This window comes from Sphingobium fuliginis, from assembly GCF_004152845.1.
In the GTDB taxonomy this organism is placed as follows: domain Bacteria; phylum Pseudomonadota; class Alphaproteobacteria; order Sphingomonadales; family Sphingomonadaceae; genus Sphingobium; species Sphingobium fuliginis.
Map to the genome: position 1 here is coordinate 476,547 of NZ_SEON01000001.1, position 21,812 is coordinate 498,358.

The window sequence follows — 21,812 nt, forward strand, 5'->3', positions numbered from 1 at the left end:
ACCCTCCACCGTCTCAGAGCGGGACAGGCCGGATTCCGCAGGGGAACTGGCGAGGCTTTTCCCCTATGATGGGCACCAATATGCGGATTTTCGGGGGAAAAGGGGCTTTGAAGGGCCAGCGGACAGGGGTGAGGCACGGCGTCGTCGCCGCGCTGGCGCTGCTCGCCCTCGGCGCGCCGCGCCTGATCACAGCGGCACCGCTTGACCTGCTGGCCGCCAACCATGCGCAGGATGATCCCGCGGAGAAGCCTGGTGAGAATTTCCCGGGATCCGCCTTCTTCTTCGCGCAGGGCGCCTTCGATCCCGCGCCCGGCGCCGCAACGCTGCGAAGCGAGCATGTACTTGGGCTTGATGCCGTGCAGGCTGCTCCCGCCATGGCTTTCCGGGGCCTGACCGCGCTCGACAGCTATCGGGCGCTCAACTGCCTGACATCCGCCGTCTATTATGAGGCGGGGAGCGAGCCGGAGGACGGGCAACGCGCCGTGGCGCAGGTGGTGCTGAACCGCGTCCGCAACCCCGCCTGGCCCAAGAGCGTGTGCGGCGTCATCTACCAGGGGTCGGAACGCACCGACTATCGCTGCCAGTTCACCTTCAGCTGCGACGGCTCCATGGCGCGCGGCGCGAGCGCGGACGGATGGGCGCGCGCCCGCCGCATCGCCGCTCAGGCGCTTTCCGGCATGGTCTATCGGCCCGTCGGCCTTGCCACCTATTATCATACGCTGGCGGTGCGACCCGAATGGGCCGGCGCGATGCGGCCGGTTGCCGTGATCGGCGCGCATATCTTCTACCGCCCGCCCGGCGCCGGTGGCACGGCCGCCGCTTTCCGCATGGCTTATTCAGGGCGCGAAACACAGTCGGGGCCTGCCCGGCTGGCATTGACCGCGAAGTCCCCGATGTTCGATCCCATGGTGGCGGAACCCGTCACGGTATCCCCCGCGCCGGCCGTGCCCGTCACCGGGCCTTTTGCCCCTCTGTCTCCCGATGCGCCGGGCCTTCCCCAATCGACGGTCCGCCCCGAATATCGCAACAGCGGCCGGCCGCTGATCTGACGAGCTTTTTTTGCGGAAAAATGCCGATTATTTTATGGTTACCGTTTCAGAAACCAATCAAACCGTTGAAAAATAACGAAATAAATTTCTCATCATTTTTTCGGTCGTGGGGAACCTAATCCTTCCTTCATGGGTTCTGCACTGCGGATAGCAAATCTTTTGCCCCCCGCTCTTGCTATCCAAAAAAACATGAGCCCGGAACGCATCTCCCCCCCCCGACGCGTTCCGGGCTCAGAATTTTTTAGCCAACTCCCCGGAAATCAGAGATATTTTCGCTCTCGGAACGCTTTTCCGGGCAGCGGGTTGTTCACTGGTCACCGGCATGACGCCCGGTTGAAGCATTTCCTGCCAGCTATGCAGGACAAAGGCTCTGAAAAGGAGACGATGATGACCAGGAAGATATTGGCCGCCCTTCTATTGACCGGTTCGTTGATGGTCGCGGCCTGCAATACGGTCGAAGGCGCCGGCAAGGACGTGCAAAGCGCCGGCCAGGCGGTCGAAAACGCCGCCAACTGATCCGATGGAAAGGCTCGCTTCACAGCGAGCCTTTTTTCAACCCGCAGCGTCCGCCGCTTCGCTGGTGGCCAGATCCTTGGCCTGCTTCCGGTCGGTGAACCAGATAGCGACGATGGTGATTTCATAAAGCGCCAGCAGCGGAATCGCCAGCATGAGCTGCGAGACCACGTCCGGCGGCGTCAGCACCGCCGCCAGCACGAAGGCGGCCACGATCATGTAGCGGCGCAGGCCAATCAACTGCGCCCGGCTCACAAAACCGGCGCGGTTGAGCAGCATCAGCAGCACCGGCATCAGGAAGCTGATGCCGAAGGCGAGGATGAACTGCATCACCAGCCCCAGATAACTGTCCGCGCTCGGCAACGCCTCCACCTGAAGGCCGCTGCTGTTGCCCTGAAATTCCAGGAAGAAGTGGAAGGCCGTGGGCATCACCACGAAATAGGCCAGCGATGCGCCCATGGCGAAGAGGAAGGGCGTGGCGATGAGGAACGGCAGCAGCGCCTTCTTTTCCTTCGCATAGAGCCCCGGCGCGACAAAGGCCCAGAGCTGGTTCGCGATGATCGGAAAGGACAGGCAGAAAGCGCCGAAGACCGCGATCTTCACCTGAACGAAAAAGGCTTCATACAGCTTGGTGTAGACCAGCCGCCCGCCATCGTCGCCAAAGGCTTCCTTCAGCGGATGGACCAGAATCGCGAACAACTGCTCGGAGAAATAGAAACAGATCGCGCCCGTTATGAACAGCGCATAGACGCATTTGAGCAGCCGTCCGCGCAGTTCGATCAGATGGTCTAGCAAAGGCGCCTTGCTGTCGTCGATGTCCTTCATGCCGCCGCGTCGTCCTTCCGCACCGGTTCCTGCGCCACATAGGGCGGTCCGTCCGTCGCTGGCGGGGCGACATAGGGGCGCGCTTCGCTCGCCGGGGCCGATTCAGCGACGAAGGGCGGGACCTCCCCGGCTGCCGCTGCGGCGGCGGGTGCTGGCAAGGCTCCGGTTTCACCGGCGGTTTCAGGCGCAAGCGTCTCCGGCGGATGCTCTTCCATGATCCGCTTGTTCTGCGCGGCCCATTTCTTCTCCAGCTCCTCCAGTTCCACCTCGCGAACCATCGCATCGATGCCGGTGCGGAAATGGCGCGCCATGGACTGCGCCTTGCCCACGATCTGCCCCACCTTGTAGAGCGCGCGCGGCAGGTCCTTCGGGCCGATGACGATCACCGCGATGATGACGATCACCAGAAGTTCAGACGAATCGATACCAAACATGCGTGCCTACCGCCCCGGCCGAAGGAAAAATCAGGCCTTGGTCTTTTCTTCCGTCGCGGTGGGCGCGTCCTGTTCGGGCACGCGATGGCCCTCGATGCGCGTGGCGGGCTTGGTGGGCACGTCGTCGTCCTCCATGCCCTTCTTGAAGCTCTTGATGCCCTTGGCGACGTCGCCCATCAACCCGGAGATGCGGCCGCCGCCGAACAGCAGCATGACCACCAGGAGAACGATGACCCAGTGCATCAGCGAAAAGGAACCCATTTGAACACACTCCTGAAACTGCGTCTTATCTAGAGTGATTTCGCGTGAAATGGAAATATTTCACGGCCCGGAAATCACGGCGAACAAACCCGCAGATCATGTTTCGGCCCGACAGAGGCCCAAGCATGATCTAGGCGTCTTCCTCATCATTTTCCACAACGGATTGGGCGCCCAGACCCTCAAGCGCCAAATCGACGGGATCGAGCAGGCCGGCGGCCCGCAAGTCGTCGATACCCGGCAGGTCCCTGCGGCTGCTAAGGCCGAAATGTGACAGAAATTCTACCGTGGTGGCGTAGATCAGCGGCCTTCCCGGCACCTCCCGGCGCCCGGCGGGCCTGACCCAGCCCGCCTCCATCAGCACGTCCAGCGTGCCTTTCGCCACCTGAACGCCGCGAATGGCCTCTATCTCGGCGCGGCTGACGGGTTCATGATAGGCGATGATCGCCAGCGTCTCCATGGCGGCGCGCGACAGCTTGCGTGTCTCGTCCTTCTCCCGGCGAAGGATATGGGAAAGGTCCGCAGCCGTCTGGAAATGCCAGCGCCCGCCCCGCTCGACCAGATTGACGCCGCGCCCCGCATAATGACCGCTGATCGTCGCCAGCGCGGCGGCAAGATCGCCCGCCTCCCCCACATGCAGCTTGATTTCGCCAAGGGTCAGCGGCTGTTCCGATACGAACAGCACGGCCTCCACCGCACGAAGGAAATCGTCCTGTTCCTCGATCACAATAGGCGCCCCGCATTCGGTTCCGGCACGGCGGCCCGCAGGAAAATGGGTTCGAAAATCCCGTCCTGCTGGATTTCCAGCCGCCCCTGCCGCGCCAGTTCCAGCGCGGCGACGAAACTGCTGGCCAATGCCGATCGTGCCATCGGCCCATCCTGCCCGCTCGGCAGGAAGGCTTCAAGCGCGGTCCAGTCGATCGCCGCCCCCACCAGCGTGCCTACGCGCTGTATCGCCTCGTCCAGGGTCATGACCGGCCGCACCGCGACCATATGCACCACCGGCTGCGTCCGCGCACGGACCTGGCCGTAGGACTGGATCAGGTCGAACAGGCTGGCCGCCCATTTCGCCTTGCGGACGAGGCGCAGGCCTTCGGGCCTTTCGCGGACGAACACGTCGCGGCCGATGCGGTCGCGCGCCATCAGCCGGGCGCCCGCCTCCCGCATCGCCTGAAGCCGCTGGAGCCGCAATTGCAGACGCAGCGCCAGTTCCTCGGGGCTGGGTTCGGGCTGCGCCTCCCTCGGCAGCAGCAGCGAGGATTTGAGATAGGCCAGCCACGCCGCCATCACCAGATAGTCGGCCGCCAGTTCCAGCTTCAGCTTCCGCGCGCCCTCTATATAGGCGAGATATTGTTCGACCAGCGCGAGGATGGAGATTTCGCGCAGGTCGACCTTCTGCGTCCGCGCCAGCGCCAGCAGCAGGTCGAGCGGCCCCTCCCAGCTTTCGAAACTGACGGTCAGCATGTCGGGCCGGGCCGCGGCGGCAGGGGCGAAGAGGTCGTCCATCGCTAGCAGGGCGCTTTCCGGCAATCGGCGCCCCGCCTCACGCCGGCACCATCGCCAGCAAGGCGTCGCGGGTGGCGAGCAGTTCCTCCAGCGGCGGCCCCTCGGGCGACGCGCCGCTCGACGCCATCGCCCGGTCCAGCCTTGCCTTCGCCTCGGTCCCGATGTCCGGCAGCAGGTCGGCAATGCCGACCATATCGTCCATCCGCCCCCAGCAATTGAGCGCCAGATCGCAGCCCGCCGCCACCGTTGCCGCCGCCAGTTCCGGGATGCTGCCCTTCAACGCCTTCATGTCCAGATCGTCGGACATCAGCAGCCCGGCAAAGCCGATCCGCCCACGGATGATCGTGTCGATCACGGAACGGGAGAGGCTGGCCGGCAGGTCGGGGTCCCAGGCCGTATAGACGATATGCGCCGTCATCCCCATGGGCGCATCCTTCAACGCCTGGAACGGTGCCAGATCGATCGCCAGGGCATCCTCGTCGGCGGTGACGATGGGCAGTTCATGATGGCTGTCGACCATCGCCCGGCCATGCCCGGGCATATGCTTGACGATGCCGACCACGCCGCCATCGGCCAGCCCCTCGATCACCGCCCGCCCCAGGGCGGCGACCCGCATCGGCTCCGCGCCAAGGGTGCGGTCGCCCATGATGTCGCTTGCCCCTTCCTGCCGCACGTCGAGCAACGGCAGCGCATCGACGGTAATGCCGACTTCCGCCAATGTGGTGGCAATGGCCCGCGCATTGGCATGGGCCGCCGCGATGGCGCTGGACGGAGCGATTTCGTAGAGCTTGTCGAACACCGCGCCAGGAGGAAAGCTGGGCCAGACCGGCGCCTGCATCCGCGCGACCCGGCCGCCTTCCTGATCGATCATGATGAGCAGATCGTCCCGGCCATGCAACGCGCGCAGATCGTCGGTCAATGCGCGAAGTTGCCCCCGATCCACGATATTGCGGCGGAAGAGGATGTAACCCGCCGGATCGGCCTCCGCGAAGAAGGCGCGTTCATCGGAAGTCAGTGTCTCGCCGGAAAGGCCGAAGATAACGGGTTTCATGCGGAGCGATGGTAGCGGCTGAAAGCGGCTCTGTCGAAGGGGTTGTTCCGGCCTTGCCGCAGGATCGGTGGGATTTGGCCGAGGGACATAAATGGGCGGGTCCAAGACATTCCCCCTCCCGCCTGCGGGAGGAGGAATGCCTCAGGACGGCCATTCCCGGCCAAGTCCCATTCCCCTAATTCACCACCATGCAGCTTTCGCCCGCGACCTTGAGCTTGCCGCAGAGCGTACTCGCCTGCCCGCCCGCCGCCGCGCGCAGGCGGTAGACGGTGCTGCCGCCCACCTCGGCCTGCTCGATCGACATGGGCAACGGCTCCAGATAGGTGAAGCGCTTGGACAGCCGCTTCCATGCATCCTTGGCGAAAGCCTGGTTGCCATAGGCGCCAAGCTGGATCATGCCGCCGCCCGCCGGCCGGGCCGCCGCCGTCGCCGGCCGGGCGCTGGTCTCGTCCGCCACGCGCGCCGTGACGCTCTGCGACGGCTTGCCTTGCACAGCGGGGCGCGCATTATCCGCTGTCCCGGTCGGCGTGATCGGCGCCTCCGGCACGCGGGTCGGATCGATTCGCCCGTCACGCGCCACGCCCTCGCTCGCGGCATAGCTGGCATCGCCCTCACCATCGAACTTCTTGGCGTCGGCTTCCTTGGCCGGAATCTTATAGTTGCCGGCAGGCGCGGCGATCAGCTTACCCTCGCCCCCGGCGCCGCCCGTCCGGTTCTGGATCAGCCAGACCCCCGCGACGACCGCGCCGATCAGCACCAGGCCAAAGAGAATGAAGCCCAGCAGCCGCAGCGGCGACAGCCCCGGCTCCTCCTCATCCTCGATGGCGGGTTCCAGCCAGGGCAGACGCTCCTCATCGTCCAGGTCCAGCCTTCCCCGCGCATAATCGCCCATCTCGATCAAACTCCGCCGGTCATTGCATCTCGTTCAGGGCCGCAACGCCCATCAGCGCCAACCCGTTGCGGATGATCTGCCCGATTCCCCGGCTCAAGAAAAGCCGCGCGGAAGTGGTGGCCGGGTCGTCCGTCAGGATGACCCGCGCCCGCGGATTGTCGTTGCCCAGATTCCACCAGCTATGGAAGGCCGAAGCCAAGTCATTGAGATAGAAGGCAATGCGATGCGGTTCACGGGCCGAAGCCGCCCCCTCCACCACACGCGGAAACTGCGCGGCGAGCTTCACCAGCCCCAACTCCTCCGTCCCAAGGCGGGACAGGTCGGGCGCGGGCAGGTCGATCCCCGCCTCCTCCGCCCGCCGTCCGAGCGAGGAAATGCGGGCATGGGCATATTGCACATAGAAGACCGGATTGTCCTTCGACGCCTCCACCACCTTGGCGAAGTCGAAGTCCATCTGCGCGTCGGCCTTGCGCGTCAGCATGGTGAAGCGGACCACATCCTTGCCTACTTCGCGAACCACATCGGCCAGCGTCACGAAATTGCCGGCGCGCTTGGACATCTTCACCGGCTCGCCGTCGCGCAGCAGGCGGACCATCTGGATCAGCTTGACGTCGAAGCGCGCCTTGCCCTCCGTCAGCGCGGCGACGGCGGCCTGGATGCGCTTCACCGTGCCGCCATGGTCCGCGCCCCAGATGTCGATCAACTGGTCGGCCGTCTGCGCCTTCTGGAAATGATAGGCCATGTCGGCGCCGAAATAGGTCCAGCTTCCGTTCGACTTCCTGATCGGCCGGTCCTGATCGTCTCCGAATTTCGTCGAGCGGAACAGCGGCAGTTCGACCGGCTCCCAATCCTCCGGCGTCTCGCCCTTGGGCGCTTCCAGCACGCCGTCATAGACGAGGTCGTGCGCGCGCAGCCATTTTTCGGCCGCTTCGGGCTTGCCTGCCGCCTGCAACTCGGCCTCGGAAGAGAATATGTCATGATGGATGCCCAGCAGCGCCAGATCGCTGCGGATCATCTCCATCATCGCCGCGACCGCTCTGGTGCGGAACGGCACCAGCCATTCGCTCTCCGGCGCACCGACATATTTGTCGCCATATTCGGCGGCCAGCGCCTGCCCCACCGGCACCAGATAATCACCGGGATAAAGACCCTCGGGAATCTCTCCTACCGCCTCGCCCAATGCCTCGCGATAGCGCACATGCGCCGACCGGGCGAGCACGTCCACCTGCCCGCCGGCATCGTTGATATAATATTCGCGGATCACCTTGTGCCCGACATGCTCCAGCAGCGTGGCGAGCGCGTCGCCCACCACCGCGCCCCGGCAATGGCCCATATGCATGGGGCCGGTCGGATTGGCGGAGACATATTCGACGTTGACCGTCACGCCCTCGCCCGTCGAGGAGCGGCCATATTCCTCCGCCTCCGCATGGATCGCGGCGAGTTCCGCCCGCCAGGTGGCGTCGGTCAGCTTCAGGTTGATGAAGCCTGGGCCGGCAATCGATGCGCTCTCTACCTCGTCCAGCCTTTCCAGGCCCGCGACGATCTTCTCCGCCAGCGCGCGCGGATTGCTGCCGGCGGGCTTGGCCAGCACCATGGCGGCGTTGGTGGCAAGATCGCCATGGCCTGGATCGCGCGGCGGTTCGACCGTCACCGGCTTGCGGTTGAGGCCGGCGGGCAGCGTGCCGTCAGCCTCCAGCGCGTCGAGCACGGCATCGAGATGGGCGGTGAAGCGGTTGTAAAGAGACACTGGGCGAACTTTCTACCAGGACCCGTTCACCCTGAGCCTGTCGAAGGGTCGCCCTTTTTCTTCAAGAAACAAGGGCTTCGACAAGCTCGGCCCGAACGGGGAAATGAACTGAGCTAAGCTTAGCGGGTCGCGTTGTAACGGAGCTGATCCTGGGTCAGGTTGAAACCCACGAGCAGCTCGAAGCTGGTTCGCTGCAAGGCCGCCTTGACGTCCGGCTGCGCGAAGGGGTCGATCGCCGCGTCGGCATCCCCCGCCTTGCGCTTCTCCGTGATCTTGCGCTGGATGTCGGCCGGCAGCGTCGCGGCAGCCCTGTTCACATAGGAGCCGGCCTTGGCGGTCGTGGTGGCGCGATATTGCCCGGCCGGAAAGTCGAGCACCACCTGGCCCACACGCTTGGCGACGACGGCGTTGCCGCCCCGCACCACGGCGGAATAATAAGGCAGCGTCACCTGCCGCGCCGCGCCCGCATCGCTGCGGCGGGCGTTCACGGTGAAGGTCGCCTCCGTGTAAAGCTGGTCCCCTTCCGAGCAGGTGGAGCGCAGGTTGGTGATCTCCGCCACCACGTCGATCGCACGGGCATCCGTGCTGCCCGCCGGATTGAACAGGGTGACGTCGCCGGTCTGCGCCGGGATCGCCGCGACGGGACAGGCCGATCGCACGGCCACGATGCCGCCGGTGGGATCGATTTCGCCCCGCTGGGAACAGCCCGCAAGGGCCATGGCGATCATTCCGGTCAGCGCAAATCGAGAAAAGGTCACAGGCAATCCCTTGGGAACAGGCGTTGGGCTTCTTATCCATAGCCCGTCCCCCACGCAACTCAAACTGCACAGGGCGGCAAGGAAGCGGCTTTCCTCCAAAGCCACATTGGCCTAAGCGGCAGGCATGACCGATCTTCCGCCCATGAAGCTGCTGATCGCCGCCCCGCGCGGCTTTTGCGCCGGTGTCGACCGCGCCATCGTCATCGTCGAAAGGGCGATCGAGAAATATGGCACGCCTGTCTATGTCCGGCACGAGATCGTCCACAACAAATATGTGGTCGACGGGCTGAAGGCGAAGGGCGCGATCTTCGTCGAGGAACTGGACCAGGTTCCCGACGGCTTGCCCGTGGTCTTTTCCGCCCACGGCGTTCCCAAGACGGTCCCGGCCAAGGCGGAGGAGCGCGGGCTCGACTATCTGGACGCCACCTGCCCGCTGGTCAGCAAGGTCCACCGCCAGGCCGAACGGCAGGTCGAAGCGGGGCGCCATATCCTCTTCATCGGCCATAAGGGCCATCCGGAGGTGATCGGCACCTTCGGTCAGGTCGAGGCGGGGCATATGACCCTTGTCGAAACGGTGGAGGATGCAGAGGCCTTTACCCCTGCCGATCCCGACAATCTCGCCTTCCTGACGCAGACGACGCTGTCCGTCGACGACACTGCCGCGATCGTCGCCACGCTCCAGCGCCGCTTCCCCACCATTCATGCGCCCAAGGGGGAGGATATCTGCTACGCCACCTCCAACCGGCAGGCGGCGGTGAAGGCCATCGCCGCCCGGTGCGACGCCGTCTATGTGATCGGCGCGCCCAACAGCTCCAACTCGCTGCGGCTGGTCGAGGTGGCGGAGCGCGAAGGCACGCCCGCTCGCCTGATCCAGCGCGCGGACGAGATCGACTTCACCTGGCTGGAGGGTGTGAACACGCTGGGCCTTACCGCCGGCGCATCCGCCCCCGAAGTGCTGGTGCGGGAAGTGGTGGACCGGATCGGCGAAAGATTTTCCGTGGCCGAGGAACAGGTCGAAACCGCGCGGGAAAGCATTGCGTTCAAACTCCCCCGCGGACTGGAGGCCGCATAACTCCATGGCCGTCTATACCCAGGTCCCCGCCGAAGAGATCGACGCTTTCCTCACCCGCTACGACGCCGGACGCCTCGTTTCCGCCAAGGGCATTGCGGAGGGGGTGGAGAACAGCAATTATCTGCTGGAGACCACCGGCCCGGACGGCAATGGTCATCGCTATATCCTCACCCTCTACGAAAAGCGGGTGAATGAGGCGGACCTGCCCTTTTTCATGGACCTGCTCGACCATCTGGGCGCACGCGGTTGCCTCGTCCCCCGTTTCATCGCGGACCGGGAAGGCAGGCGGCTTCAACAGCTTGCCGGTCGCCCCGCCTGCCTGATCGAATTCCTGACCGGCATCTCCGTGACCGAACCGACCGCGGGCCAGGCCCGGGCCGCGGGCGCGGCGCTGGGCGCGATGCACCGGGCGGCGGAGGGCTTTGCCGGCACGCGCCGCAATGCCCTCGATCTCCCCGGCTGGCATGATCTGGCCGCCAGATGCGGCGCGGACTTCGACCGGATCGCGCCGGGCCTCAAGGCCCGCGTGGCGGAGGAACTTACTTTCCTCGACACCCATTGGCCCGCCGAGCTGCCTCGCTCCGTGATCCATGCCGACCTCTTCCCGGACAATGTGCTGATGCTGGGCGATCGGGTGACGGGCCTCATCGACTTCTATTTCAGTTGCACCGACATCCGCGCCTATGATCTGGCCGTCACCCACAGCGCCTGGGTGTTCAGCAATGACGGCGCGACATGGCACGGCGATCGGGCGGCGGCGCTGGGTGCCGGCTATCGGGAAACGCACGGCCTGACCGAAGCCGAACGGGCCGCCTTTCCCGTCCTCTGCCGGGGTGCGGCGCTCCGCTTCCTGCTGACGCGCGCCTATGACTGGATCAATACGCCCGCCGATGCGCTGGTGACGCGCAAGGACCCGCTGGCCTATCTGCGCCGCCTGGAATTCTACGCCGCTGCCGATCCGGCCATGCTGCTCGGCGCATGAGCACCCTTCCCCAGGTCGAGATCTTCACCGACGGCGCGTGCAAGGGCAATCCCGGCCCCGGCGGCTGGGGCGCCGTGCTGCGCTTTGGCGAGACGGAGAAGGAGATCTCCGGCGGTGAAGCGCAGACGACCAACAATCGCATGGAGATGATGGCCGCCATGCAGGCGTTGGAGACGTTGAAACGTCCATGCCAGGTGACGCTCTATACCGACAGCAAATATGTGATGGACGGCATCACCAAATGGGTGTTCGGCTGGCAGAAGAATGGATGGAAGACGGCCGACAGGAAGCCGGTGAAGAATGCGGAACTCTGGCAGGAGCTGGTCAGGGCCGCGGCCCGCCACAAGGTGACATGGCAATGGGTGAAAGGCCATGCCGGCCACCCCGAAAATGAGCGGGCCGATCAACTCGCCTGCGCGGCGGCGGAGCAATTCCGCAAGTAGATGGGTTGACCCAGCCGGTGATCGGCGGCGCTGGGGCCCCTCGACTGGCTCCATCCCGTCAGGATTGGACGCCATCCTCCCCATCCAGGGGGTTGCGGCCGAATATATTGCCCGCCGGATAATAGCGGCAGACGAGATAGTCGTAGCTCTGCCCCTCCGCCAGGGCGCAGCCGACCTTGCGGGTGCCGCGCCAGATGATCTGGGTATAATGGCCGACATCTTCCCATCGGCCGGTGACGCTGAGGTCGGGCAGCTTGCCGCTCCGCCGGAACAGCCGCTTCTCATCGATGAAGGAGCCCACCATCAGCTGATAATCATAGAGGCCGCGCGATCCCATCCAGAGATTCTCGCCGCTGGGAACGGCGCGGCTGGCGCGGGCGGAATGGCGGAAGATGTTGGTCTGCGCCATCTGCCGGGCATAGCGGGCCGCATCGGCGGCCAGGGCGCTATCCCAGGCCAAGGGCGAAAGCCCCAGCGATTCCCGTTCCTCATTGTGCATGCCCAGCACGACGTCGCGCATCAGACCCTCGTCCCGATCCGCTTCCTCAAGACCATAATAGGAAGCGGGCCTGGCCGGAGGCAATTGCCGCGCCCCGGGCGACGGCTCCGCGCCGCCCTGCCCCGGCGCTGCCGCCAACAGGCCGAGCAGCGCTAGCCGCGCAGGCCAAAGCCGTTTAAGAAGGCCCCCATTCATGCCGCCCGACCCCTTTATCCCCGCTGCCGCGCCCGATGAGCCCCTGGCCTTATATGTGCATTGGCCATTTTGCGTTTCCAAATGTCCTTATTGCGATTTTAACAGTCATGTTCGGGCCGAGATCGACAGCGATGCCTGGCGCGCGGCGCTGCTGAGCGACCTTGCCCATGAAGCGTCGCTGAGCGGCGGCCGGCCGCTCTCCTCGATCTTCTTCGGCGGCGGCACGCCGTCGCTGATGCCGCCCGACATCGTGGAGGCGCTGATCGACGCGGCCACGCGCCATTGGCGGCCGACGAGCGACATCGAGATCACGCTGGAGGCCAATCCCAGTTCGGTCGAGGCCGCCCGCTTCGCGGACCTGGCGGCCGCCGGGGTGAACCGTGTGTCTCTGGGCCTTCAGGCGCTGGAGGATGAGGCGCTGCATTTCCTCGGCCGCGCCCATGACGTGCGGGAAGGGCTGGCCGCGCTAGACGTGGCGCAATCGGTGTTCGGCCGGGTGAATTTCGACCTGATCTATGCCCGTCCCGGCCAGAGTCTGGCGGATTGGGAAAGCGAACTGGCGCGCGGACTGTCCTTCGGCACCGATCATCTCTCGCTCTATCAGCTCACCATCGAACCGGGCACCCGCTTTGCGACGCTGGTGGCGCGGGGCGAGTTGAATCCCGCCGATCCGGACCATGCCGCCGACCTTTACGAACGGACGCAGGCGATGACGGCGGCCGCCGGCATTCCCGCCTATGAGATCAGCAACCACGCCCGGCCGGGGCAGGAAAGCCGGCATAACCTTACCTATTGGCGCTATGGCGACTATGTCGGCATAGGCCCCGGCGCCCATGGCCGGCGCGATGGGCTGGCGACGCTGCGGCACAGGAAACCGGAAAACTGGATGAACGCCGTCGCGCGCAATGGCCATGGCCTGCAAAGCGAAGACCCGCTCGACGGGCACGACAGGGCCAGGGAAGCGCTGCTGATGGGGCTGCGGCTGGGCGAAGGCGTAGAGCTGGAGAGGATTGCGCGGATGTCGAGGATGGCGATCGAGGCTCTGGTGGATGCCGAGGCGGTGGCGCGGCTGGCCGGCCATGGGCTCGTGCGGCGAGAGGGTCAGCGGCTCCGCATCGAGCCTGCCGGGATGCTGCTGCTCGACGCCATCCTGCCGGAGATCGTGGCGGTCTGAACGACGGCGCGGCATCCGCTACAAAGGCGTCATGCTGAACCCGTTTTCAGCATCCATCCTGCCTTCAGGCAGCTTATGCCTGCGGAGAGAAATGGATGCCGGAACAATCCGAGGAGGCCGGCGCATGGGATAGTGGCGGCGGCGCCCTCCGGATCTCGCCCGTCAATCCTCGCCATCCATATGCGCGATCTCCTTGTCCAGATCGCGCAACACCTCGGCCCGGACCTTGTCCGACATCCGGGCTGCCGCAGCGATCTGGGCGCGGGCGGCCATCAGTCCGGCGCGGGCGGCGCGATGGGCCTGCGCCTCGATCTGGTCCTGGCAGATGCGGACGCGGATACGGCGGCGGCCATCGGCATCCACCGTCTCCCGCTGGCTTACGCTCTTGCCGTTCTCGCAGCCATTCGCAACGTCGACATGCGGCACCATGCGGCGGATTTCAGCCTCGCTCGGCATGGCGTGGCTCAAGGCGCGGTCGCCCTCGTCGCGCAGGCCGACGGGCGGCGCGGGGGGAACCGGCGGCGCCGGCAGCGCCATGTCGGCAACAGGCGCCGGAGGAGCAGGCGGAGCGGGAGGCGCCGGCGGCAGGACCGCCATCTCCTCAGCGTCTCTCGCATCGGACGAGGACGGGGACGGGGGCGTGGCCGCGGCTTTCGGCGCTTCGGTCAGGGCGATCTCGCTGGCGGAGGCAGGCTGGGCGACCAGATCGGCCAGCCTGCCGAAGTTCATCGAATCCACCTTGTCGGTGATCGCGGCGACCTGCTGCGCCGCCCGGCTGCCGGACGCGGTCAGCGCCAGGCCGGACGCGGTCACCAGGGCGACCGCCGCCATGCCCCAGCTGATGCGGCGCAGCGACACTTCATGGGCAGAGAGCATTTTCAGCCTCCCTTTGAGTGCGGTTATGCGATTGAGATGACAGGCGCCGGCAAACTGGCGGCCGCCCGCAGCCTTCAAGATGGCGCGGCCATAGGCATGCGCCTGATCCCGGCCGTAGAGCGACAGGACCCGGGCATCGCAGGCCTGTTCCTGATCCGCCCGATAGGCGCGATACGCGATCCACGCGACGGGATTGCACCAGTGCAGGCCCAGCAGCAACAGCGCGACCATATTGGCGACCAGGTCGCCGCCCTGATGATGGGCGCGCTCATGGGCGATGGCCATGGCCTGTTCCTGGGGATCGAAACGCAACGCGAAATCAACGGGCAGCACGATGACGGGACGGAACACCCCGAAGGCGAGCGGTCCGCCTGCCTGTGGGCTGCTGACGATGCGGATGCGGCCTTCTTCCCCGATCGGCGCCGCGTCCTTCAGGATGAAACGCCGGAAGCGGACATAGCCGACCGCCTGGACGACCAGAAAAAGGACCACGCCCAGCAGCCAGATCGACACCGCGATCTCCAGCCAGGGAATGCTCCAGTCCGACCTGACCGGGAGCGCCACCGGCGCCGCATCCAGCAAGGTCGGCAAGCCCGCCTGGTCAACCGCCCGTTGCAGGGGCGAAGGGCTGGCGACCTCTCGCGGCAGGGCCGGCAAGGCCATGCGAGCGAAGGGCAGCAGCCATAGCCAATAGGCCGCACCTGCACCCAGCCAGCGCGCCACAGGCTGCCGCAGCAGCATGACCAGCGCCATCAGCAGGGTCATGGCGATCAGCGTTTCCGCGATCCAGACGCTCATGATTTCAACCCCTTCAGGATTTCCTCAAGCTGGGCAATATCTTCCGCCGTCAACTGGTCCTGGCTGGCGAGCTGGGCCACCAGCGGCGACACCCGCCCGCCGAACAGCCGGTTCACCAACCGCCCCGACTCGCTGGCAACATACTCCTCCCGCGCGACGAGCGGGCGATATAAAAAGCGGCGGCCATCCTGATCGGCGGCGATGACGTCCTTGGCCATCAGCCGGGACAGCAGCGTCTTGACGGTCTGGACGCTCCAGTCGCGCCCGGCGGCGACGCGGTCCGCGACATCAGCGGCGGTCTGCGGCGCACGTTCCCACAGCGCCTCCATCACCACCAGTTCCGCTTCGCTGATCTTCTCGCTCAAGGGACTCGTCCGCATCAGAATCGACTACAGACGTAATCGCATTGATTACATCTGTAGTCAAGTGTATGTCATGAACTGTCGGTGCGGTTTACAGCGCCGGGATCGGCCGGACCGGCATTAACCTTTTTAAGGCGCGGGAACGGGTTATTCCCGATGGTTGGCACAGGCTTTGCGTCGTTTCAGACATACCCGATCGTTCGACTACCCGGGAGGATGCGGCACCAGTCTCCGCCGCATCCTCCCACCCGGGTCCCCGTGCAGCGCCGGGCCTTAAACCAGACCTGTCGACTGGCTTGCCTCGATGGCGGCCGAACTCGCCGAAGAAGGACCGGTCTCGACGGCCATTTTCCATGCGGGCTTCGACAAGCTCCGTCCCCACTCAGCATCCCGTCATCCGAAGGGCCGCATCAGGACCCGACAGGCATGAAAAAGGCGGCCCGGATGACCGAACCGCCCGCTCCATTCGCTTTAGCCAGCGCTCAATTGGCCGCGGCGACGCCCTGATCGGCCATCAACTGCTGCAACTCGCCGGCCTCGTACATTTCCATCATGATGTCGCTGCCGCCGACGAATTCGCCCTTCACATAGAGCTGGGGAATGGTCGGCCAGTCGGAAAATGCCTTGATCCCCTGGCGAACCGCCTGATCCTGCAAGACGTCGACGCTTTCATAGGCGACGCCCAGATGTTCCAGGATCGCAATGGCGCGGCTGGAAAAGCCGCATTGCGGGAATAGTGGCGTGCCCTTCATGAAAAGCACGACATCATTGCCGTTGACGATCTCCGCAATCCGCTGCTGCACGGCGTCGGTCATTATCTGGGTCCATTCCTGTCAGGCGCCGCTATCAAGGCGCATTTCGTCCAATGGCCGTTAATTGGGAACGGCGGTGGTCAGTTGCAAGGCGTGGAGCACGCCGCCCATGCGGCCGCCCAGCGCGGCATAGACCGCCCGCTGCTGCGCAATGCGGCTCATGCCCCGGAAACTCTCCGCCACGACACGCGCCGCATAATGATCGCCATCACCGGCAAGGTCGGTGATCTCGACCTCCGCATCGGGGATCGCGGCGCGGATCATGTCCGCTATTTCCTCGGCTGCCATCGGCATGGCGAAAGGGTCCTGATGCTTATTGGGCTTCGATGAACATGCGGCGGGCGATGACCTGCTGCTCGTCCAACGCGGCGCGAACGCCTGCCTCGTCGATGTCGATGCCCGCCTGCGTCATGTCGCCCAGCAGCTTGCGGATCACATCCTCGTCGCCCGCTTCCTCGAAATCGGCCTGCACGACCGCCTTGGCATAGGCGTCCGTTTCCTCGGGGGTCAGGCCCATCTTCGCCGCCGCCCATTCACCGAGAAGGCGGTTGCGCCGCGCCTGGATGCGGAACTGCATCTCCTGATCGTGCGCGAACATATTTTCAAAGGCCTTTTCGCGGTCGTCGAAGGTTGTCATGCCTGTGCCCTGTAAAAGGTGAAATGGATCGTCCGATCCGAAATAGGAAGATCGGGACGCTTACGCAACGGCGGGGACGAGCCAGGGACGCGTTCCGGCGTCCTTCGCCTCGAACGCGCCGATCGCGTCCGCCTGCCCCAATGTCAGCCCGATCTCGTCCAGACCGCCGAGCAGGCAACGCTTGCGGAAGGGATCGATCTCGAACTGAAAGCGGTCCTGAAACTGTGTCGTGACGGTCTGATGCTCCAGATCGACATGGATGGGGTCCGTCCTGGCCACCTCCATCAGCCGGTCTATCGCCTCCTGCGGCAGGACGACCGTCAATATGCCGTTCTTGAAGGCATTGCCGGAGAAAATGTCCGAGAAGCTGGGCGCGATCACCACCTTGATGCCAAGGTCGGCCAGCGCCCAGGCGGCATGCTCGCGGCTGGACCCGCACCCGAAATTGTCGCCCGCGATCAGGATCGGGCTGCCCGCATAATCGGGATCGTCGAAGACATTGCCCGGTTCCTTGCGCAGCACTTCGAAGGCGCCCTTGCCCAAGCCCGCACGGGAAATGGTCTTGAGCCAATGCGCCGGGATGACGATGTCGGTGTCGACATTCTTCATCCCGAACGGATAGGCCCGGCCGTCGACGATATTCAGCTTTTCCATCAATGCGCCTGCTTGCTCGCCGGGCGCGGCGTGTCTTCCGCGCGCCCCAGGGTCGCCGCCATGGCGGCACTTGCCAGCGCGCCCAGCGCCAGCAGCCAGAATACCTTCTTCATGCGACCGCCTCTCCCCTTTTTTCACCCATCAGTTCGCGTACGTCCGTGAGATGTCCGGTGATCGCGGCAGCGGCAGCCATGACGGGCGAGACGAGATGCGTCCGCGACCCCGGCCCCTGCCGGCCCATGAAATTGCGGTTGCTGGTGGATGCGCAGCGCTCGCCGGCGGGCACCTTGTCCGGGTTCATGCCCAGGCAGGCGGAGCAGCCCGGCTCCCGCCATTCGAAACCGGCTTCGGTGAAAATGCGGTCCAGGCCTTCGGCTTCCGCCTGGCGCTTGACCAGCCCGGAACCGGGCACGACCATGGCATGCTTGATGCCGCTGGCGATCCGGCGGCCCTTCAGCAGGCCAGCGGCGGCGCGCAGATCCTCGATCCGGCTGTTGGTGCAACTGCCGATGAAGACATGTTCGATCGCCACATCCTCCATCCGCTGTCCGGCGGAGAGGCCCATATAGTCGAGCGACTTCTGCGCGGCCGCGCGCTTGGAGGCGTCGGCAAAGCTTTCCGGATCGGGCACCACGCCAGTGACCGGCACGACATCTTCGGGGCTGGTGCCCCAGGTGACGCTCGGCACGATGTCGGCGGCGTCGATGACCACGCTCTTGTCGAACACCGCGCCTTCGTCCGTCGCCAGCGTCTTCCAATAGGCGACGGCGGCATCCCACTCCGCGCCCCTGGGGGCCATCGGGCGGCCTTCCAGATAAGCGAAAGTCTTTTCGTCAGGCGCGAACAGGCCGGAGCGCGCGCCGGCCTCGATCGACATGTTGGCGACGGTCAGCCGTCCCTCGATCGACATGTCGCGGAACACCGACCCGCGATATTCCATGACATAGCCGGTGCCGCCCGCCGTGCCGATCCGCCCGCAGATCGCCAGCGCGACATCCTTGGGCGTGACGCCATAGCCCAATTCGCCCTCGACCACGACTTCCATGGTCTTGGACTGCTTCAGGAGCAGCGTCTGGGTGGCGAGCACATGCTCGACCTCCGACGTGCCGATGCCGAAGGCCAACGCCCCCAGCGCGCCGTGCGAGCTGGTATGGCTGTCGCCGCAGACCAAAGTCGTCCCCGGCAGGGTGAAGCCCTGCTCCGGCCCGACGACATGCACGATGCCCTGTTCGGGGTCCGCATCCCCGATCAGGCGGACGCCGAATTCCGGCGCGTTCCGCTCCAGCGCCGCAAGCTGCTGCGCGCTTTCCGGATCGGCAATGGGAATGCGGCGGCCCGCGGCGTCGCGCCGCGCCGTGGTCGGCAGGTTATGATCCGGCACCGCCAGCGTCAGTTCGGGACGGCGCACCTTGCGCCCGGCGATCCGCAGCCCCTCGAACGCCTGGGGACTCGTCACCTCATGCACGAGATGGCGATCGATGTAGATCAGGCAGGTTCCATCGGGACGGCGCTCGACGACATGCGCGTCCCAGATCTTCTCATAGAGTGTGCGGGGCTTGACCATAGTGATTTCCCCCTAGACCCAGACAGGACAGGGGAAAAGGGGAAAAGCGGCCATTTTTTGCTGACGCTGGAGATAGCCCGACCGCAGGACGCCGCGCCGACGGGTTAGCCGGACGCGGCGTGCACGCTGGACATCGGGCTCAAATCGCCCGGTCGTCCCGCACGATGCGCCCCGCGGCGCCGAGTTCCGCTTCATGGCTTTCCTCGCGCCAGGTTTCGGCCAGCGCCGCGCTTTCCCATTCGCGCATCGCGGGCAGCGCCAGCATATGATCGACCCAGCCAAGCGCCACCGGACCGACATCGAGGCCATAGGTGCGCACCCGGAAAACGACCGGTGCATAGAAGGCGTCGGCGGCAGTGAAGGCGGGCCCGGCCAGGAACGGCCCCCCGAAGCGGGACAACCCCTCCCCCCATAATTCGGTGAGCCGGGCGATGTTGCGGTTCAGGGAGGGAGAAGGCAGGTGCGGTTCCACCCGCACGCCGACATTCATGGGACAATCATTGCGCAGGGCGGCGAAACCGCTGTGCATTTCCGCCACGGCCGATTGCGCCCACGCCCGCGCGGCTTCTTCCTTCGGCCAGACTTCCGCATGCCTGTCCGCCAGATAGAGCGTGATGCCCAGCGAATCCCAGACGGTCCGGTCCCCGTCGATCAGGGCAGGCACCTGGCCCGTTGGCGAAAATTCGCGGAAGGCAGCGTAGTTTTCAGCGGCGGCGAATGGCGCCATCCGGTCTTCGAAGGCTATGCCCAGCGCCTTCATCAGCACCCAGGGGCGCAGCGACCAGCTCGAATAATTCCGGTTGGCGGTGACGAGGGTGTAGGACATCGGCTTCTCCCGGTAGAACGGAGCGTCCGGAATAGACCTGCCTGCCGCCCTGCGAAAGCCGGAACGGGACAAGGGTTTCACAGCTGGCCTTATGCAAAAAAACGGCCCGGAGCGCGAGGCTCCGGGCCGCCAAGTCCTTCCACCCTGATCACGGGAACTGCACTCCCGCGATCCGGACCGTTCGGCAGCCTTCGGGCTGCAAACTGGTTCCCGCCGCAGCCCTTAGGCTGCGAACTGATTCATCGTGTTGTGTGCGCCGCCGGCCTTCAGCGCCGCTTCACCCGCGAAATATTCCTTATGGTCGTCGCCAATGTCCGAACCGGCCATGTTCTGATGCTTGACGCAGGCGATACCCTGGCGGATTTCCTTGCGCTGAACACCCTCGACATAGCCGAGCATGCCTGCCTCACCGAAATATTCCCTGGCAAGATTGTCGGTCGACAGAGCGGCAGTGTGATAGGTCGGCAGGGTGATGAGGTGATGGAAGATGCCGGCCCGCGCCGCCGCATCCTTCTGGAAGGTGCGGATCTTCTCATCGGCCTCACGGCCGAGGTCCGTCGCGTCGTAATCGGCGCTCATCAGCTTCGCCCGGTCATAGGCGCTGACATCCTTGCCCTCGGCGGTCCAGGCGTCGAAGACCTGCTGGCGGAAGTTCAGCGTCCAGTTGAACGAGGGCGAGTTGTTGTAGACCAGCTTCGCATTGGGCACGACTTCGCGGATGCGGTCGACCATGCCGGCGATCTGCTCGACATGCGGCTTTTCGGTTTCGATCCACAGCAGGTCCGCGCCGTTCTGGAGCGAGGTGATGCAGTCGAGCACGACGCGGTCCTCGCCGGTTCCGGTGCGGAACTGGAAGAGGTTCGACGGCAGGCGCTTGGGACGGAACAGCTTGCCGCCGCGGGCCAGCACGACATCGCCCCGCAGGCTGCCCAAGTCGGTGACCTCCTCGACGTCGAGGAAGCTGTTATACTGGTCGCCCAGGTCGCCATCTTCCTTGCTGTAGGCGATCTGCTTGGTGAGGCCGGCGCCCAGCGAGTCGGTGCGGGCGACGATGATGCCGTCGTCGACGCCCAGCTCCAGGAAGGCGTAGCGGACCGCGCGGATCTTCGCGAGGAAGTCCTCATGCGGCACGGTGACCTTGCCGTCCTGGTGGCCGCACTGCTTTTCGTCCGAAACCTGATTCTCGATCTGGATGCAGCAGGCGCCCGCCTCGATGAACTTCCTGGCCAGCAGGTAGGTCGCCTCGGCATTGCCGAAGCCCGCGTCGATGTCCGCGATGATCGGGACGACATGGGTTTCGTAATTGTCGATGTCATGGCTGATCTTCTGCGCCTTGACTTCGTCGCCGGCTTCACGGGCGGCGTCGAGGTCGCGGAACATCATGCCCAGTTCGCGGGCGTCGGCCTGGCGGAGGAAGGTGTAGAGTTCCTCGATCAGCGCGGGGACGCTGGTCTTCTCATGCATCGACTGGTCGGGCAGCGGGCCGAATTCGCTGCGCAGCGCGGCGACCATCCAGCCGGAGAGGTAGAGGTAGCGGCCCTTGGTCGTGCCGAAATGCTTCTTGATGCTGATCATCTTCTGCTGGCCGATGAAGCCGTGCCAGCAGCCCAGCGACTGGGTGTAGTTGGCCGGATCGGCGTCATAGGCGGCCATGTCGCGGCGCATGATGCCGGCGGTGTAGCGCGCGATGTCGAGGCCGGTGTGGAAACGGTTCTGGAGACGCATGCGGGCGACCGATTCGGCCGCGATGCCGTCCCAATGGCCCTGACCCCCGATGGTGGCGCCAGCCTTCGTGATTTCCTGTTGGTAGGTCATGACAGCTCGATCCCATGAACGATGTGGTGAATGAATGGCGTTTTTCTAATCGGGCTTTCGCGGGTGCGGC

General features: G+C 65.2%; 25 protein-coding genes. 6 read left to right on the forward strand and 19 right to left on the reverse strand.

The window, feature by feature from the left end; genetic code table 11:
• Positions 1 to 80 precede the first annotated feature (80 nt).
• The gene (locus EWH10_RS02470) at positions 81 to 1,049 is read left to right on the forward strand and encodes a cell wall hydrolase (RefSeq protein ID WP_044662762.1); all 969 of its coding nucleotides are present in this window, start codon (positions 81 to 83) and stop codon (positions 1,047 to 1,049) included.
• A gap of 387 nt (positions 1,050 to 1,436) precedes the next feature.
• Positions 1,437 to 1,565, forward strand: coding sequence for an entericidin A/B family lipoprotein (locus tag EWH10_RS02475; RefSeq protein WP_025546951.1), 129 nt, complete (start codon positions 1,437 to 1,439; stop codon positions 1,563 to 1,565).
• 36 nt (positions 1,566 to 1,601) lie between these two features.
• Here the strand turns inward: EWH10_RS02475 and tatC are convergent, their stop codons facing one another.
• From tatC to EWH10_RS02520, 9 genes are all read right to left on the reverse strand, one after another.
• Positions 1,602 to 2,387, reverse strand: a complete 786-nt coding sequence (tatC, locus tag EWH10_RS02480; RefSeq protein WP_025546953.1) for a twin-arginine translocase subunit TatC — start codon at positions 2,385 to 2,387, stop codon at positions 1,602 to 1,604.
• Complete coding sequence (tatB, locus tag EWH10_RS02485) at positions 2,384 to 2,821, reverse strand: Sec-independent protein translocase protein TatB (protein ID WP_044660142.1); 438 nt, start codon at positions 2,819 to 2,821, stop codon at positions 2,384 to 2,386. The genes tatC and tatB overlap by 4 nt, the downstream gene beginning before the upstream one ends.
• A 30-nt stretch (positions 2,822 to 2,851) precedes the next feature.
• Positions 2,852 to 3,082 (reverse strand): twin-arginine translocase TatA/TatE family subunit, encoded by a 231-nt coding sequence (locus EWH10_RS02490; protein ID WP_007685564.1) that lies wholly within the window; start codon positions 3,080 to 3,082, stop codon positions 2,852 to 2,854.
• A 130-nt stretch (positions 3,083 to 3,212) separates the two neighbouring features.
• Positions 3,213 to 3,806: an SMC-Scp complex subunit ScpB gene (scpB, locus tag EWH10_RS02495; protein WP_025546958.1), complete on the reverse strand. Its 594-nt coding sequence runs from the start codon at positions 3,804 to 3,806 to the stop codon at positions 3,213 to 3,215.
• Positions 3,803 to 4,585, reverse strand: a complete 783-nt coding sequence (locus tag EWH10_RS02500) for a segregation and condensation protein A (RefSeq protein WP_044660143.1) — start codon at positions 4,583 to 4,585, stop codon at positions 3,803 to 3,805. Before EWH10_RS02500 ends, scpB begins: the two co-directional genes overlap by 4 nt.
• A 37-nt stretch (positions 4,586 to 4,622) precedes the next feature.
• Complete coding sequence (nagZ, locus tag EWH10_RS02505) at positions 4,623 to 5,636, reverse strand: beta-N-acetylhexosaminidase (RefSeq protein WP_130029766.1); 1,014 nt, start codon at positions 5,634 to 5,636, stop codon at positions 4,623 to 4,625.
• 175 nt (positions 5,637 to 5,811) lie between these two features.
• On the reverse strand, positions 5,812 to 6,528 hold the full coding sequence (locus EWH10_RS02510) for an SPOR domain-containing protein (RefSeq protein WP_044662763.1): 717 nt from the start codon (positions 6,526 to 6,528) through the stop codon (positions 5,812 to 5,814).
• Positions 6,529 to 6,547: 19 nt separating this feature from the next.
• Positions 6,548 to 8,275 (reverse strand): arginine--tRNA ligase, encoded by a 1,728-nt coding sequence (argS, locus tag EWH10_RS02515; RefSeq protein ID WP_044660145.1) that lies wholly within the window; start codon positions 8,273 to 8,275, stop codon positions 6,548 to 6,550.
• 119 nt (positions 8,276 to 8,394) lie between these two features.
• Positions 8,395 to 9,003 carry a hypothetical protein gene (locus EWH10_RS02520; RefSeq protein WP_037481428.1) on the reverse strand — a complete coding sequence of 203 codons (609 nt, stop codon included), beginning with the start codon at positions 9,001 to 9,003 and terminating at the stop codon, positions 8,395 to 8,397.
• 154 nt (positions 9,004 to 9,157) lie between these two features.
• Here EWH10_RS02520 and ispH point away from each other — a divergent pair, with 154 nt between their 5' ends.
• Genes ispH through rnhA form a run of 3 tightly spaced genes read left to right on the forward strand, consistent with a single transcriptional unit; the run spans position 9,158 to position 11,530 of the window.
• On the forward strand, positions 9,158 to 10,105 hold the full coding sequence (gene ispH, locus EWH10_RS02525; RefSeq protein WP_044660146.1) for a 4-hydroxy-3-methylbut-2-enyl diphosphate reductase: 948 nt from the start codon (positions 9,158 to 9,160) through the stop codon (positions 10,103 to 10,105).
• Between the two features lie 4 nt (positions 10,106 to 10,109).
• Entirely contained in the window at positions 10,110 to 11,087 is a 978-nt protein-coding gene (thrB, locus tag EWH10_RS02530; RefSeq protein ID WP_065847278.1) for a homoserine kinase, read from the forward strand.
• Positions 11,084 to 11,530, forward strand: a complete 447-nt coding sequence (gene rnhA / locus EWH10_RS02535) for a ribonuclease HI (RefSeq protein ID WP_025546973.1) — start codon at positions 11,084 to 11,086, stop codon at positions 11,528 to 11,530. The genes thrB and rnhA overlap by 4 nt, the downstream gene beginning before the upstream one ends.
• 58 nt (positions 11,531 to 11,588) lie before the next feature.
• On the opposite strand, the gene EWH10_RS02540 is transcribed toward rnhA, so the two are convergent.
• Complete coding sequence (locus EWH10_RS02540) at positions 11,589 to 12,224, reverse strand: CAP domain-containing protein (protein WP_025546975.1); 636 nt, start codon at positions 12,222 to 12,224, stop codon at positions 11,589 to 11,591.
• On the opposite strand from EWH10_RS02540, the gene hemW reads away from it, so the two are divergent.
• Positions 12,223 to 13,398: a radical SAM family heme chaperone HemW gene (gene hemW / locus EWH10_RS02545; protein WP_044660148.1), complete on the forward strand. Its 1,176-nt coding sequence runs from the start codon at positions 12,223 to 12,225 to the stop codon at positions 13,396 to 13,398. The two genes, EWH10_RS02540 and hemW, sit on opposite strands and share 2 nt — an antisense overlap.
• Positions 13,399 to 13,560: 162 nt before the next feature.
• Here the strand turns inward: hemW and EWH10_RS02550 are convergent, their stop codons facing one another.
• From EWH10_RS02550 to EWH10_RS02590, 9 genes are all read right to left on the reverse strand, one after another.
• Entirely contained in the window at positions 13,561 to 15,072 is a 1,512-nt protein-coding gene (locus tag EWH10_RS02550; RefSeq protein ID WP_044660149.1) for a M56 family metallopeptidase, read from the reverse strand.
• Positions 15,069 to 15,437: a BlaI/MecI/CopY family transcriptional regulator gene (locus EWH10_RS02555; RefSeq protein WP_025546982.1), complete on the reverse strand. Its 369-nt coding sequence runs from the start codon at positions 15,435 to 15,437 to the stop codon at positions 15,069 to 15,071. Before EWH10_RS02555 ends, EWH10_RS02550 begins: the two co-directional genes overlap by 4 nt.
• A gap of 479 nt (positions 15,438 to 15,916) precedes the next feature.
• A complete protein-coding gene (gene grxD / locus EWH10_RS02560; protein ID WP_025546984.1) occupies positions 15,917 to 16,249 on the reverse strand; it encodes a Grx4 family monothiol glutaredoxin in 333 nt (110 codons plus the stop codon).
• Between the two features lie 57 nt (positions 16,250 to 16,306).
• Positions 16,307 to 16,540, reverse strand: coding sequence for a BolA/IbaG family iron-sulfur metabolism protein (locus EWH10_RS02565; RefSeq protein WP_025546986.1), 234 nt, complete (start codon positions 16,538 to 16,540; stop codon positions 16,307 to 16,309).
• A 19-nt stretch (positions 16,541 to 16,559) separates the two neighbouring features.
• Positions 16,560 to 16,883 carry a DUF1476 domain-containing protein gene (locus EWH10_RS02570; protein WP_025546988.1) on the reverse strand — a complete coding sequence of 108 codons (324 nt, stop codon included), beginning with the start codon at positions 16,881 to 16,883 and terminating at the stop codon, positions 16,560 to 16,562.
• A 60-nt stretch (positions 16,884 to 16,943) separates the two neighbouring features.
• Entirely contained in the window at positions 16,944 to 17,537 is a 594-nt protein-coding gene (leuD, locus tag EWH10_RS02575; RefSeq protein WP_044660150.1) for a 3-isopropylmalate dehydratase small subunit, read from the reverse strand.
• A gap of 109 nt (positions 17,538 to 17,646) precedes the next feature.
• Positions 17,647 to 19,101 carry a 3-isopropylmalate dehydratase large subunit gene (leuC, locus tag EWH10_RS02580; protein ID WP_044660151.1) on the reverse strand — a complete coding sequence of 485 codons (1,455 nt, stop codon included), beginning with the start codon at positions 19,099 to 19,101 and terminating at the stop codon, positions 17,647 to 17,649.
• A 139-nt stretch (positions 19,102 to 19,240) separates the two neighbouring features.
• Positions 19,241 to 19,927, reverse strand: coding sequence for a glutathione S-transferase family protein (locus tag EWH10_RS02585; protein WP_025546990.1), 687 nt, complete (start codon positions 19,925 to 19,927; stop codon positions 19,241 to 19,243).
• Between the two features lie 222 nt (positions 19,928 to 20,149).
• Complete coding sequence (locus tag EWH10_RS02590; RefSeq protein ID WP_025546991.1) at positions 20,150 to 21,742, reverse strand: isocitrate lyase; 1,593 nt, start codon at positions 21,740 to 21,742, stop codon at positions 20,150 to 20,152.
• Positions 21,743 to 21,812 lie beyond the last annotated feature (70 nt).

Bases quoted from the DNA above. Each gene is read 5' to 3' on its own strand.
- EWH10_RS02470 (WP_044662762.1), top strand. From the start codon at position 81: ATGCGGATTTTCGGGGGAAAAGGGGCTTTGAAGGGCCAGCGGACAGGG.
- EWH10_RS02475 (WP_025546951.1), top strand. From the start codon at position 1,437: ATGACCAGGAAGATATTGGCCGCCCTTCTATTGACCGGTTCGTTGATG.
- tatC (WP_025546953.1), bottom strand. From the start codon at position 2,387: ATGAAGGACATCGACGACAGCAAGGCGCCTTTGCTAGACCATCTGATC.
- tatB (WP_044660142.1), bottom strand. From the start codon at position 2,821: ATGTTTGGTATCGATTCGTCTGAACTTCTGGTGATCGTCATCATCGCG.
- EWH10_RS02490 (WP_007685564.1), bottom strand. From the start codon at position 3,082: ATGGGTTCCTTTTCGCTGATGCACTGGGTCATCGTTCTCCTGGTGGTC.
- EWH10_RS02500 (WP_044660143.1), bottom strand. From the start codon at position 4,585: ATGGACGACCTCTTCGCCCCTGCCGCCGCGGCCCGGCCCGACATGCTG.
- nagZ (WP_130029766.1), bottom strand. From the start codon at position 5,636: ATGAAACCCGTTATCTTCGGCCTTTCCGGCGAGACACTGACTTCCGAT.
- EWH10_RS02510 (WP_044662763.1), bottom strand. From the start codon at position 6,528: ATGGGCGATTATGCGCGGGGAAGGCTGGACCTGGACGATGAGGAGCGT.
- EWH10_RS02520 (WP_037481428.1), bottom strand. From the start codon at position 9,003: ATGATCGCCATGGCCCTTGCGGGCTGTTCCCAGCGGGGCGAAATCGAT.
- ispH (WP_044660146.1), top strand. From the start codon at position 9,158: ATGACCGATCTTCCGCCCATGAAGCTGCTGATCGCCGCCCCGCGCGGC.
- thrB (WP_065847278.1), top strand. From the start codon at position 10,110: ATGGCCGTCTATACCCAGGTCCCCGCCGAAGAGATCGACGCTTTCCTC.
- rnhA (WP_025546973.1), top strand. From the start codon at position 11,084: ATGAGCACCCTTCCCCAGGTCGAGATCTTCACCGACGGCGCGTGCAAG.
- hemW (WP_044660148.1), top strand. From the start codon at position 12,223: ATGCCGCCCGACCCCTTTATCCCCGCTGCCGCGCCCGATGAGCCCCTG.
- EWH10_RS02540 (WP_025546975.1), bottom strand. From the start codon at position 12,224: ATGAATGGGGGCCTTCTTAAACGGCTTTGGCCTGCGCGGCTAGCGCTG.
- EWH10_RS02550 (WP_044660149.1), bottom strand. From the start codon at position 15,072: ATGAGCGTCTGGATCGCGGAAACGCTGATCGCCATGACCCTGCTGATG.
- grxD (WP_025546984.1), bottom strand. From the start codon at position 16,249: ATGACCGACGCCGTGCAGCAGCGGATTGCGGAGATCGTCAACGGCAAT.
- EWH10_RS02565 (WP_025546986.1), bottom strand. From the start codon at position 16,540: ATGCCGATGGCAGCCGAGGAAATAGCGGACATGATCCGCGCCGCGATC.
- EWH10_RS02570 (WP_025546988.1), bottom strand. From the start codon at position 16,883: ATGACAACCTTCGACGACCGCGAAAAGGCCTTTGAAAATATGTTCGCG.
- leuD (WP_044660150.1), bottom strand. From the start codon at position 17,537: ATGGAAAAGCTGAATATCGTCGACGGCCGGGCCTATCCGTTCGGGATG.
- leuC (WP_044660151.1), bottom strand. From the start codon at position 19,101: ATGGTCAAGCCCCGCACACTCTATGAGAAGATCTGGGACGCGCATGTC.
- EWH10_RS02585 (WP_025546990.1), bottom strand. From the start codon at position 19,927: ATGTCCTACACCCTCGTCACCGCCAACCGGAATTATTCGAGCTGGTCG.
- EWH10_RS02590 (WP_025546991.1), bottom strand. From the start codon at position 21,742: ATGACCTACCAACAGGAAATCACGAAGGCTGGCGCCACCATCGGGGGT.